The sequence below is a fragment of the Prevotellamassilia timonensis genome, assembly GCF_021531665.1.
In the GTDB taxonomy this organism is placed as follows: domain Bacteria; phylum Bacteroidota; class Bacteroidia; order Bacteroidales; family Bacteroidaceae; genus Alloprevotella.
The window spans coordinates 1-11,729 of sequence record NZ_JADYUH010000074.1; the positions used below are offsets into that span (position 1 = coordinate 1).

At 50.5% G+C, this 11,729-nt stretch carries 12 protein-coding genes; 6 read left to right on the forward strand and 6 right to left on the reverse strand.

What is annotated here, in order from left to right:
* Positions 1-158: 158 nt before the first annotated feature.
* Entirely contained in the window at positions 159-611 is a 453-nt protein-coding gene (locus tag I6E40_RS09850; RefSeq protein WP_235386868.1) for a type I restriction enzyme HsdR N-terminal domain-containing protein, read from the reverse strand.
* Between the two features lie 147 nt (positions 612-758).
* Here I6E40_RS09850 and I6E40_RS09855 point away from each other — a divergent pair, with 147 nt between their 5' ends.
* Positions 759-1,535 carry an AMP nucleosidase gene (locus I6E40_RS09855; protein ID WP_235386869.1) on the forward strand — a complete coding sequence of 259 codons (777 nt, stop codon included), beginning with the start codon at positions 759-761 and terminating at the stop codon, positions 1,533-1,535.
* The gene (holA, locus tag I6E40_RS09860) at positions 1,535-2,581 is read left to right on the forward strand and encodes a DNA polymerase III subunit delta (protein WP_235386870.1); all 1,047 of its coding nucleotides are present in this window, start codon (positions 1,535-1,537) and stop codon (positions 2,579-2,581) included. The genes I6E40_RS09855 and holA overlap by 1 nt, the downstream gene beginning before the upstream one ends.
* A gap of 1,207 nt (positions 2,582-3,788) precedes the next feature.
* Here the strand turns inward: holA and I6E40_RS09865 are convergent.
* Positions 3,789-4,007, reverse strand: coding sequence for a hypothetical protein (locus I6E40_RS09865; protein WP_235386871.1), 219 nt, complete (start codon positions 4,005-4,007; stop codon positions 3,789-3,791).
* A 27-nt stretch (positions 4,008-4,034) separates the two neighbouring features.
* Here I6E40_RS09865 and I6E40_RS09870 point away from each other — a divergent pair, with 27 nt between their 5' ends.
* Together I6E40_RS09870 and I6E40_RS09875 are read left to right on the forward strand one after the other, a co-directional pair.
* The gene (locus tag I6E40_RS09870) at positions 4,035-4,535 is read left to right on the forward strand and encodes a helix-turn-helix domain-containing protein (protein WP_235386872.1); all 501 of its coding nucleotides are present in this window, start codon (positions 4,035-4,037) and stop codon (positions 4,533-4,535) included.
* Positions 4,536-4,593: 58 nt separating this feature from the next.
* Positions 4,594-4,773 carry a hypothetical protein gene (locus tag I6E40_RS09875; protein ID WP_235386873.1) on the forward strand — a complete coding sequence of 60 codons (180 nt, stop codon included), beginning with the start codon at positions 4,594-4,596 and terminating at the stop codon, positions 4,771-4,773.
* Between the two features lie 312 nt (positions 4,774-5,085).
* Here I6E40_RS09875 and I6E40_RS09880 read toward each other — a convergent pair whose 3' ends face one another.
* From I6E40_RS09880 to I6E40_RS09895, 4 genes are all read right to left on the reverse strand, one after another.
* Positions 5,086-6,162, reverse strand: coding sequence for an endonuclease (locus I6E40_RS09880; protein WP_235386874.1), 1,077 nt, complete (start codon positions 6,160-6,162; stop codon positions 5,086-5,088).
* A gap of 37 nt (positions 6,163-6,199) precedes the next feature.
* On the reverse strand, positions 6,200-6,673 hold the full coding sequence (gene rlmH, locus I6E40_RS09885; protein WP_235386875.1) for a 23S rRNA (pseudouridine(1915)-N(3))-methyltransferase RlmH: 474 nt from the start codon (positions 6,671-6,673) through the stop codon (positions 6,200-6,202).
* Positions 6,674-7,087: 414 nt separating this feature from the next.
* The gene (gene rd / locus I6E40_RS09890; protein WP_235386876.1) at positions 7,088-7,252 is read right to left on the reverse strand and encodes a rubredoxin; all 165 of its coding nucleotides are present in this window, start codon (positions 7,250-7,252) and stop codon (positions 7,088-7,090) included.
* Positions 7,253-7,432: 180 nt separating this feature from the next.
* The gene (locus I6E40_RS09895; RefSeq protein ID WP_235386877.1) at positions 7,433-8,032 is read right to left on the reverse strand and encodes a superoxide dismutase; all 600 of its coding nucleotides are present in this window, start codon (positions 8,030-8,032) and stop codon (positions 7,433-7,435) included.
* Positions 8,033-8,713: 681 nt separating this feature from the next.
* Here I6E40_RS09895 and I6E40_RS09900 point away from each other — a divergent pair.
* The gene (locus I6E40_RS09900) at positions 8,714-9,463 is read left to right on the forward strand and encodes an SGNH/GDSL hydrolase family protein (RefSeq protein WP_235386878.1); all 750 of its coding nucleotides are present in this window, start codon (positions 8,714-8,716) and stop codon (positions 9,461-9,463) included.
* Between the two features lie 509 nt (positions 9,464-9,972).
* Positions 9,973-11,490: an MBOAT family O-acyltransferase gene (locus tag I6E40_RS09905; protein ID WP_235386879.1), complete on the forward strand. Its 1,518-nt coding sequence runs from the start codon at positions 9,973-9,975 to the stop codon at positions 11,488-11,490.
* Positions 11,491-11,729 lie beyond the last annotated feature (239 nt).

Consider the following 11,729-nt stretch of genomic DNA (forward strand, 5'->3'; position numbering starts at 1 on the left):
AGTCCCGAAGTCCTATTTCTGAGGACTCCGGGATGATAAATTGTGCACTTTTGAGATTTAGCGGACAGCAATAAAAGTTTTATGAAAAAATGAATGTTCTATTTTAGGAGCCCATCAGTGAACATTCATGGAGGGCGAACTTTCCGCTCCGGCTCTCGTCACAGCGCGTCGTAGTCCGGAATCTCATTGAGATATTCCACGCGGAAGGCGTGATAGTCGATTCGGCAGCAATAGTGCGTCAGTCCGTTGCTGACGAAAATGTAGTCCGCCTTGAGGACGCTGTTGTAAGAGCACGCCTGTCGGAACGTCGCTGCGGTGATGGGGACGGAGGGCGCTTTATATTCTATGATTATCCTCGGACTTCCTCCCTGCCGATGATAGAGCACGGTGTCGCAGCGCCTCGCCACGCCGCCGACCATCACCGTCACTTCGTTGGCAAGCAACCCCTGAGGATAGTGCTTGTGGGTGACAAGAAAGTGCGTGAAATGCTGGCGCACCCACTCCTCGGGCGTGAGGCGGACGTAGCGGCGGCGCAGAAAGTCAAACACCGAGGTCTGCGCGCCGGAGGTCTGCGTTTTGAGCGTGACGGGAGGAAGATTGAGTGGAGTCATGTCAAAAATGAGAAGAAATAGAGGGGATGGGGGAGAGACGAGTGCAAAATTACGCTTTTCACGCGGCAACTTTTCTTTTTTGTGGCGCAAAATCTCGGGGAATATCTGTAGTTTTGCACGAATTGAACAGTATATTCCTTATATTCTATGAAAACCAAACAAGAAATCACCGGCAACTGGCTGCAACGCTACACGAAAATGCCGCTGGATTCTTTCGGACAGGTCATTCTGCTGACCAACTTCAACAACTACGTCGATTTGTTCTGTGAGCAAAACGGCATCGAACCGGTCAGCTTCAATGCGAACATGCGCGCTGCCACTGCCAACGGCATCACGATGATAAATTTCGGCATGGGAAGCCCTAACGCCGCACTCATCATGGACTTGCTGAGCGCCATCCGCCCCAAAGCCTGTCTTTTCCTTGGCAAATGCGGAGGCATCTCGGACAAAACAAAAATCGGAGACTACATCCTTCCGCTGGCGGGCATCCGAGGCGAAGGAACTTCAAACGACTATTTCCCGCCCGAAGTGCCCTCTCTCCCGGCGTTCATGTTGCAACGCGCTGTCTCCACTGCCCTCCGAGACAATGGGTTGGACTACTGGACCGGCACGGTCTATACGACCAACCGACGCGTCTGGGAACACGATGAAACATTCAAAGACTATCTCCGCTCCACCCGAGCCATGGCGGTGGACATGGAGACCGCGACGCTCTTCACCTGCGGCTTCTTCAACCACATACCCACCGGCGCGCTGCTCCTCGTGTCCGACAATCCCATGGTGCCCGAGGGAATCAAAACGGAAGAGGGCGATGAAAAGGTGACCGAAAACTACGCCGCCACCCACGTCGCACTGGGAATCGAGTGCATGAAACTCATTCTTGGCGAAAGAAAAACTGTGAGACACTTGAAATATGAATGGTGATGGCTGCTTATTCCTCCACTGACAAAAAGAAAACCGCAGGCGTTTCCTTTGAGGAACTCGTCAAGGAAATCAAAGCGGGGCAGTTCAAACCTGTCTATTATCTCATGGGCGATGAGGCGTTCTACATAGACCGTCTGTCGGACTTGCTCGTCGAAACCCTGCTGCGACCGGAGGAGCGGGATTTCAATCTGCTCACCTTTTTCGGTGCGGAGACGGACATTGACGCCGTCATCACCGCAGCCAAAGCCTATCCGATGGGGGCGCAACACCTCGTAATTCTCGTCAAAGAAGCCCAAAATCTTCAGCATCTGGAACGTCTGGAATTCTATTTCCGCCAGATGCAGCCCTCCTCAGTACTCATCTTCTGCCACAAAAACGGCACCGTTGACCAACGCTTGAAAGTCGTCAAACTCATCAAAGAGAAGGGCGTGCTCTTTGAGTCAAAAAAACTCTATGACAGCCAACTTCCCGCCTTCATCAAAAACTACCTGCAAAGCCATGGAGCTACAGCTGCTCCCGGCGCACCGGAAATGCTGGCGGAGTTTGTCGGCGCTGACCTCCAGAGACTGGCGAGCGAACTGGACAAACTCATCCTTTCCCTGCCGCCGGAACGAAAAATCGTCACGCCAGACCTCGTCACCACCCACATCGGGGTCTCCAAAAACTTCAATATTTTTGAACTTCAGGACGCCATCGGAAAAAAAGACGTGCTGAAGGTGAATCAAATTGCGAAATACTTTGACAACAATCCCAAGGAAAATCCCATCCAAAAGGTGCTTCCTTCGCTCTTCAAGTTCTTCTCCACGCTGATGTTGGCTTACTATGCGCCGGAAAAGTCGGAACGAGGAATCGCGCAGTGGGTCGGAGCGACGGAATGGCAGGTCAGGAGAAACATTCTTCCAGCCATGAAAATGTACTCCGGCGTGAAGGTGATGTACATCCTTTCTGAAATCCGGAGGACGGATGCCAGGAGCAAAGGGGTGGGGAACACAAACACTTCCAACGGTGATTTGATGAAAGAACTTTTGTACTACATTCTCCATTGAGCCTGTCAAAATTTCAATCCTTCTGAAAGAAAACATTTCTTGCACAAAGAAAAAAGGAAGGCGTGATTCACTGTGAGGGCAGTGAGTCGCGCCTCTTTTTTTGTCCGAAAAAACGCTCCTCCTGAGGAATCGGAAGAGACGGGTGGGGGAAGAGGCGAGGAAAAGCCGAAAATTGTTCTATTTTTCCGAAGCGTCGTTTTTCTCTTTGCTCTCAGAATCTGTCCAAACTCTTCTTTCTGTCCGTTTCCCTTCCATCCCGAGACTCCTGGAAAACCAACGCGCCGTCCTTTTTTGTGCTCAAAGAGCGGTCGGATGCCGCCTTTTTTGCCCGTGAAAACGTTCCGCGATTTGTTCTCGTCATCTGCTTTGGACGAAAAACCGGAGAAAATAGGTCAGAAAATGCCCGGTTTTCCTCTTTTTCGTTGATTTCAGCTCAAAAATACTGCTTCTCATGCCGTCCGAAAAGGGCAAAAAGCCTCCCAAACGCCGCTTTTAGCCCCTTCCGCGCTCTGGATGCGCTTTTTTTCTGACACAACTTTTTGGCTTTAACTAATTGTGAAATAGGAAATTCCTTCAAAATTCACTCTCTGAGATTTCAGCAAACACTTCTCGCCGCCCTTCTTCCCGCTTCAACGCGAATCGTTCAAATTTTGGCTGATTCCGCCGCCGCTAAATTTACAATAAGGAAATCTTAGCATTTAGAAAACAAAACAAAACTCCTCCTTGTTTTCAAATAAAAACTACAAACACAAATCAAAACTCGACAAGTCAAAAATAAGTTTGCGATAAACAAAACCAAATATCTTGGAATGCAAATCAAGAAATGTGTTTTGGTTTTGTGAAATAATAAATATACAGTGTTCTTTTCATGGTTTAAGTCTCAGATTTTCACCATTTACGCGTTTTTGAAATAGTAAAAGGTGGAATATTGGCTCGTTTTGACTGCATACAAACTTTTGAAGAGTAAATCCTCCCCTCTTATCATTCATAACTCTCTTGTAATCCACCACTTTCCGTGTTTTTATCAAAGAAAAGCGGAAGGTTGTAAATTTACCTTTTCGTTTGTAAATCTAAATTTGAAGGCAGGAAATCTTGTTTTGTAAAAACCATCGATTTACAAATTAAGATTTTCAAATCTTTCCTTGATTTCAAAATATAATTTAGTTTTGTGTTGTGAGTCTTTGGAGAAGTATTTACCTTTGTAACGTCAAAAAAGAGGCGTTTCAGCCTTTTTTAGAGACAGGTCACGAGCGAGATGGTTCAAGTTGTGCTTGTTTCGCGTCTTCTTCGGGCGTGCTCGTTTGATCTCTTCTTCTCCTCTTCTCTCCTGTTCTTCATCAGAGGGGTGGTCAGGAAGGTGCAGTTCGGAAAGAATACAAGAAAATTGTTCTATTTTTCCGAAACTCTTTTTCTCGTTTTCATCCAAAAACTTGCTTTTTCATCTATTTTAGTCATGAAAGAAAGAATTCGCAGCGTGATGGACTACGCCAAAATGTCCCAACAGGACTTTGCGTCCGCCTTAGGAATCTCTCCCGCCTCCTTGTCAAGCATCTTTACCGGCAGAACTAACCCGACCGGGAACCACGTGACTGCCATCCATCGAGCTTTTCCGGAGATAAACGTCAACTGGCTGATGTTTGGAGAAGGCGAGATGATGACGAAATCTTCCGATGCGGAGAACTCGGAAACGAAAAATCCGGCTGTGGCGGAATCCACTTCTTCTCCTGAGTCACTCTCCTTGTTTCCCGAGGAGCGCGTTCCCGGGCATGAACTGCGGGCTCAACAGCCACAGAAACCGATGGAAATGCCACGCGACACTTCCTATGATCCTCGTGCTCGCGCTTTTTCTTATCAAAACATGAAAACTATTGACAAACCAATGCGAAAAATTAGGGAGATAAGGGTATTTTTTGACGACGGAACCTACGAATCTTTCGTTCCTTCCTCCAAATAGGACTTCTTATTTCAGTTTTTGAGTGTTCTTTTTGTAGGCTTGACCCATTTCGTTGCAGATGCCTTTCGTCTGCTTTGAGCGTTTGTTGTCAGCGGCTCAGGCCTCGTCCTCTGCGGTCAGCACCTACGTGGCGGAGGGCGACGAGCATTTCGTGTGCAGTGACTTCCTGCATCCTTCCACCGACCGCCCCTATTTTGACGCTTTGATGAGTTTTTTGGAGAAAGTGGTGGGGAGATAAGGAGGAGCAAACGTCCTACAGTTCTAAGCACATTTTTCTTTTTCTCTTTTCCTCTCTTCCTCTCTTCCTCTCTTAGTCTCTTAGTCTTTTTCTCTCTTCCTCTCTTAGTCTTTTTGTCTTTTAGTGTCTTAGTGTCTTAGACTCTTAGACTCTTAGACTCTTAGACTTTTTGTCTCTTCGTCTCTTCGTCTTTTTCTCTCTTAGTCTCTTAGACTCTTCGTCTTTTTCTCTCTTCCTCTCTTCCTCTCTTCCTCTCTTAGTCTCTTAGTCTCTTAGACTTTTTGTCTCCTCCTTGCCGCAGATGTCCTTTCCTCATTCCATTTTCAGCACGAGGTCGAGGACGAGGGGGAGGTGGTCGCTGATACCTCCGTGATAGTATGTGCCGAGGAAGGTGCGTTTCGGTTTCAGTGCGCCATCCTTTCCTCTTCTTTCAAGCAGGAAGTCAAAGTCAGCCACGCGGCATGCTTCTTCTGCCAGTTGGAGAGAGGAAGCAGTTTCTTTCCCGTTTGCATGTTGATTCACTTCATTTTGCGTTGGCATCATGGTGCCGCTGACGATGAAATGGTCCAGCGTGTTCCATTCCCCTTGGAAGAAATAGGTCCCACGGATGCCCTGTGCTGTGTGCAGGTCGGCGGAAAGGAGAAAGAGGTCGTGAGGCTGCGGGTTGTTGTGGGGCAGGAGCGTGCGGAAGTGCCGGCTGAAGAGACTTTCTTTCGGCAGTGTGTTCATGTCGCCCGTGATGACAATCAGCGGGTGTTGGCGCACGTTCATCAGACTGTCGGCGCGTCGTCTCACTTCTTGCGCAATGAGATTTCGGAAGCGCAGGGCAGGCTTTCCCTGTTTTCGGCTTGGCAGGTGACAGACGAAGATGTCCAGCGTGTCACCCGTCACGAGCCGTCCCGCCGCGTGGAGCACGTCGCGTGTGGGGCGCAGTTTGTCGGTCGGTGGTGCGACGCGGAGAGAATCGTGTTCAATGAGTGCGAACTGTTCCGGCTGAAAGAGCAGTGCTACGTTGATACCGCGGACATCGTTGGAATGCGTCATGACATAGTCATAGCCCAGTCTTCTCAAGGCAGTGAGTTGTGTGAGATGCGTCAGCACGGTGTCGTTTTCCACTTCGCAGAGTGCCACCAGTGCTGCGGGTTGTAAGCCGCCGACAGCAGCGATGGTGCGGGCGAGGCGTGAGAGCTTACTCCAATAGAGTTGCGTGTTCCAATGATATGCCCCGGCGGGCGTGAACTCCGCGTCCGCATGTCCTTCCGTGCTCAGCGTGTCGAACACATTCTCTGCATTATATTCCACGATTCGAAACCTCCTTTCTTGTGCCGACAGCGTGGCGGCGACGAGCAGGAGGAGCGGACAGAGCAGGAGGCGGAGTGGGAGGGACATGGTTTTCGGTTGGAATATGTCTTGTCTTCTCTTTGGTTCATTCGTGGTGATAGGGTTCACCGCGGAGGATGGTGAGTGCGCGATAGATTTGCTCCACGAAGAAGAGACGCACCATTTGGTGGGAGAAGGTCATGCGCGAGAGGGAGAGTTTCTCGTGGGCGAGGGCATAGATGTCGGGTGCGAATCCGTAGGGTCCTCCGACGATGAAGACCAGTCTGCGTGCCGGTGACGCCAGGCTTCGTTCCAGGTGTGCGGCAAATTCGACGCTTCGGAACTCCTTTCCTCCCTCGTCGAGCAGGATGATGCGGTCGCCGTCTTTCAGACTCTTTTTGATGAGTTCCGCCTCACGGTTTTTCTGCATTTCTTCGCTGAGCGATTTTGCGTTTTTGAGTTCCGGAATCACCGTCATTTCGAATGGAACGTAGTGCGTCACTCGTTCCGCATAGTCGCGTACGAGTGCTTCAATGTGTTTGTCGGTGGTACGTCCGACGACGAGAAAAACAGTTTTCATGGCTGCGAAGTTAGGCAAACGCCTTGATTTTTCAACTTCTAAGTTCCTTATTTTGTTTTTGAGAGTTCAATAAATATGGATTTCGGTGCGTTCAAATGAAATCAAAACTCAACGTGATTCATTGAACATTCCATTTTGTGAACACGGATGGAACGGCATTTCATTGTGGCTTCGCTGAGGTCAAAAAAGGCGGTGTGTCATAATAGCCAATCTGCTTCGTTGCTATCGGATTCGGGCTTGGTCATGTACTTCAGTACACTCCCTGCGCCCTCATCCTCATCGCCTTGCATCTTAGCCATTCTGACGCACCTTCGAGGGTGAAGCCAAAATGTGCATTTTGACACACCCTCCAAAAAATCCCCTTCCGAGTTTTGTTGTCGGAAGGGGATTTTGCGCTTTGCGTGAGGCGGGGAATCAGTCTTCCACCACTTCAAACGCATCTTTGCCTGCGCCGCAGATGGGGCAAACCCAATCTTCGGGGATGTCTTCAAAAGCGGTGCCGGGAGCGATGCCGCCATCGGGATCGCCTACTTCGGGGTCATAAATCCACTGGCAGGGAACGCAAACATATTTTTTCATGATGCTTTGTGTTTTTGTGAGAGACCTTCTCGTCGGCTGTCCGAAGGGAGCGGTCTTTCGGGTGAATAAAATGGTTGATAAAAAACGATGTAAACTGTTTTGCTGTGTTCAAAATAAATACGGAGAGACAAGTAGCGTCTGTGTGTTGGCAGGTTTCTCAGAGTGACTTTCGTGTTTTTGTCACCAGAAGAGGACGACGTCTTCCTTTGTCAGTCTGCGTTCAACGCTTTCCCAATCGATGAGGCGCCAGAAGTTCTCCACGTAGTCCGCCCGGCGGTTTCGATAGTCAATATAGTAGGCGTGTTCCCAGACGTCCAATGCGAGCAGCGGCGTCATGCCGTGTGTGTAGGGGTTTCCGGCGTTGGGCAGTGCGAGGATGTGGAGTCGGTTGCATTCGTCGGCAGCGAGCCAGACCCATCCTGAGCCGAAGAGGTTCAGTGCTGCTTTCGTGAACTCTTCTCGGAACGCCTTTTCGGTGCCGAAGCTGAAGCGTATGGTTTGCTGGAGCATGTAGGGCATCGGTTTGGGTTGCGGCGTGAGGTTTTTGAAGAAGAGAATGTGGTTGTAGGCTTGTGCTGCGTTGTTCAGCAGTGCGCCGTCTGCGTTCAGAATCAGTTCTTTCAGCGTGTGTTCCGCAAAGGGAGAGTCCTTTTTGAGTCGGTTCACGTTCTCCAGATAGGTCTGGAGATGTTTTCCGTAGTGGAAATAGATGGTTTCGCCGCTCATGGCAGGTGCGAGTTCGTTCTGTCCGTAGGGCAGGGAGGGCATGGAGTGTGTCATGTGGTTCCGTTCTTTTTGTGGCAGGGGCTTTGGCTGTCGGTTTCGGATTTTTGTTGAGTTCCTTGTCGTCGGGCGCAGCCCTTTTGCCGGGTGAGACAATTTGAAAACTGTCGCAAGTTGTGAAGAAAGAACGGATTGTCTGCCGCTTTGAAAGCCTTTGTGAGAGGGCTGTGGACGAAAGGAACAAAGCTCGCTCGCTATGGTGCATTTCTTCAACGTTGCAAACTTACAAAAAAAGGAACACTTGTGCGCTTCTTGCCCGGAACTGTTTGTTCAGTTTCTTTGGCGTTTCTTCATGGCGGGGCTCCCAAACGACAGTTTTGGGGACGTAAAACTAAGTGGAGTCCTACAATTTAGGTTTGAGTTGATTCTTGCTTTCTTTGAGATGACCTACTGTCAGTGGAGGAAGGAGCATGGCGGCTTATGTGACAGAAGAGACGAACAAAACGGCGCGCCAAGGAAGCCACCAAGATGTAATTACGTTTTTGAACGCCCCTTTATTCCTTATATATTTAGAACACCCCCTTAATTATAAGCCGCTGAGGTCAGGTCAACCGGCGAAAACGCCCGGTCAGAGCCTTACGGCACTGCAATATTTTCATTTACAGCAAGATTTTTCCTATTTTTGCCTCGGACAAGAGTTTCATTCTCACAATGTGAGTCGTTTGAACTTGAAACAGGATGAAGAAGATTCGTCGAAAATATCGCTTGTCGTTACTCCTCGTGACCGTTTGGGGGTTGGCGCTTGCCTATTCTTTTTGGGATGCGCCCTTAGCGTTTGACGGACATGAGTTGCGGCAGACGCAGTGGTTCCCGGCGCCTGAGATGCCCCTTGACACGGTGTCCGCTGCGCCGTCCGTGGCGACAGCCGACACGTCCCACCATGTCATCCTCTTCTTTGGCGACTCCATGGTGGAGGGTTTGCATTTCCGTTTTCGCCAATATGCCGCTGCCAACCACTTTGACCTCTACACCGTCGTGTGGTATGGTTCATCCACCAAACTTTGGGCTGAGACCGACACGCTGGAACATTTCATCCGCCGATTTCGTCCGACCTACGTTGTGCTCTCTCTCGGCAGCAACGAGCTCTTCTTGAAAGACTTGCGGAAGCAGGAGACTTACGTGGACCGTATTCTTCGAAAAATCGGCGGGCGTCCCTATTGTTGGATAGGTCCTCCGAATTGGAAGCGCGACACGGGCATCAACCGTCTCATTCGCCGCAAGACGGGCAGTCAACGTTTCTTTGAGAGCAGCCGATTGAGCCTTGCGCGTCGCAAGGACGGCGCACACCCCACGCGCCAAGCCGCCGCTCGTTGGATGGACTCCGTCGCGGTGTGGATGGAAAGTCCGCTTTGTGACCACCCGCTTCAAATGAAGCCCCCGAACGGAAAAGACACCAAAGCCACCCTCGTGTTGCTCAGTCCGCCTTGACGCGCTCCTTTCCGGGCTTTCCCCTTTTGCTCCCGCTCTCTCTTCTCTTTGCCTCTTTGGCTTTCCTCACAGCCTCCGACTATTGTCTGTTGTCTATTGATTGTTGCTCATAGACCATAGCCCATTGACTGTTGACCATTGACTATTGACTATTGACTATTGACCATTGACTATTGACTATTGACTATTGACCATTGACTATTGACCATTGACTATTGCCCATAGACTGTTGACTATTGACCTTTGCCCATAGCCTGTTGCCCATAGCCTGTTGCTCATAGCCTGTTGACCATAGACCATAGACTGTTGACCATAGACCATTGACTATAGACTGTTGACTATTGACCTTTGCCCATAGCCTGTTGCCCATAGCCTGTTGCCCATAGCCTGTTGCCCATAGCCTGTTGCCCATTGACTATAGACTGTTGCCCATAGACTATAGACCATAGACCTTTGCCCATAGACCATAGCCTGTTGACTATTGACTGTTGACCATAGACCTTTGCCCATTGATCTCCTCCTTCCTCCAAGGCGGTGATGCCCACTGGTTGTTGGGTACGCCGATGTTCATGCTTTGTTTTGTGGCGTTTTATGTGGGATATGTCTTCCTTTCCGAAACGCGACGCTACGCCATGATGAGTTATGTCCTGGCGTTCAACCTCTTCTTTGCCTACAAAGCCTCCCTCTCTTTGGCGATTCTCCTCCCCATCGTCACCGTGGTCTCCTGGACGCTCACCCGTTTCCTCTCCCGCAGTGTGCGTCACCGTCATCTTTGGCTCGTGGCAACGGTGGGTCTTGAACTGCTCCCCTTGTTGTGGTTTAAGTTCTCCGCCCCCCTTGCCATCCTCTGCGGTTTTGATTCGGCATCATGGAGTGTTGCGGCGGCAGGGTGGGGCATTCCCGTCGGCATCGGTTTCTTCACCCTGCAGGCGGTGAGTTACACGGTGGACGTTTGGCGCGGCACGTTCCGGCTGCGCACCGACCTGTGTGAATATGCCTTCTATCTCACCTTCTTTCCCCTCCTTCTCGCCGGTCCCATCACCCGTGCCGGAGTCCTCATTCCCCAACTCAAGCAGAGGGTGGGGTGGGACAAAGAGTGGATTTATGGTGGGCTCTTTCTTCTCCTCCTCGGGCTCGTGAAAAAGGCTGCGGCGAACTATTTGGCAGTCTTCAACGACTGGGTCTTTGACACGCCTGCCGCCTTTTCCGGATTTGAAAACCTCGTGGCAGTGCTGGGCTATACGATTCAAATCTTCCTCGACTTCTCTGCCTACAGCGACCTCAGCATCGGCTTGGCAGCCATGATGGGACTGAAACTTCCCGACAACTTTGAAAACCCCTATCGCAGCCGAAGTCTCACGGAGTTTTGGCACCGCTGGCACATCTCTCTCTCCTCCTGGTTGCGCGACTATGTCTATATCCCGCTCGGAGGAAACCGCCGAGGCAAACTCCGCACCTGTCTGAACTGCCTCCTGACCATGTGGGTCGCAGGTCTTTGGCACGGTGTTTCGTGGATGTTCTTCGCCTGGGGGACGCTCCACGGCGTGGGACTCATCGTCCAAAAACTCTTTTCTCACTCGCTGAATCGACCCTCCACTTTGTCGCGGAAGACAGCGTGGAGGAGTGCCGGAGTGGGGCAGGGCAGAACAGAAAGCCCCGCTTTTTCGCGGAAGACAGCGTGGAGGAGTGTGGCGGCGTGGCTTTTGACCTTCCTCTTCTTGATGGTTTCTTGGGTTTTGTTCCGTGCGCCCGATGCAGACTCCGCGTGGGCGATGGTGAAGCAGGTGTTCACCGCTTTTGATTTCTCCATGCTACTTCCGTTTGTCACCGCCCGTCCTTTGTGGGTCTTGCTCTGTGTGGGCAGTTTGTTGAGTGTGTTCGTCGGTCATGCTTCGTTTGTCCGTCTCAAGTCCCGTTTCATCCGCCTGCCTTGGTGGGCAAAGTTGCTGTGCGGACTCCTCGTTTGGCAGTGCGTGCAACAACTCGGCGGCAACGACCTCTCTCCCTTCATCTACATGCAGTTCTGACGTCTTCCGCGCTCATTCCCGCTTCAACTCACCTCAAGCATCGCCCTTGGGGAAACTGAAGAAGAGACAGCACTCCCTGCATACTTTTTTCTATGGGGTGTTCTAAAAATTAGGTGGAGTCGCTTCCATGATTTCGTGGAGAAAACCTTTTCCACACCCAAGGCGGTTTTTCGGTTTTAACACTTCTTGCTTTTGGCGACGAAATGTATTATATTTGTATAGAGATATGGGAGGAGCCT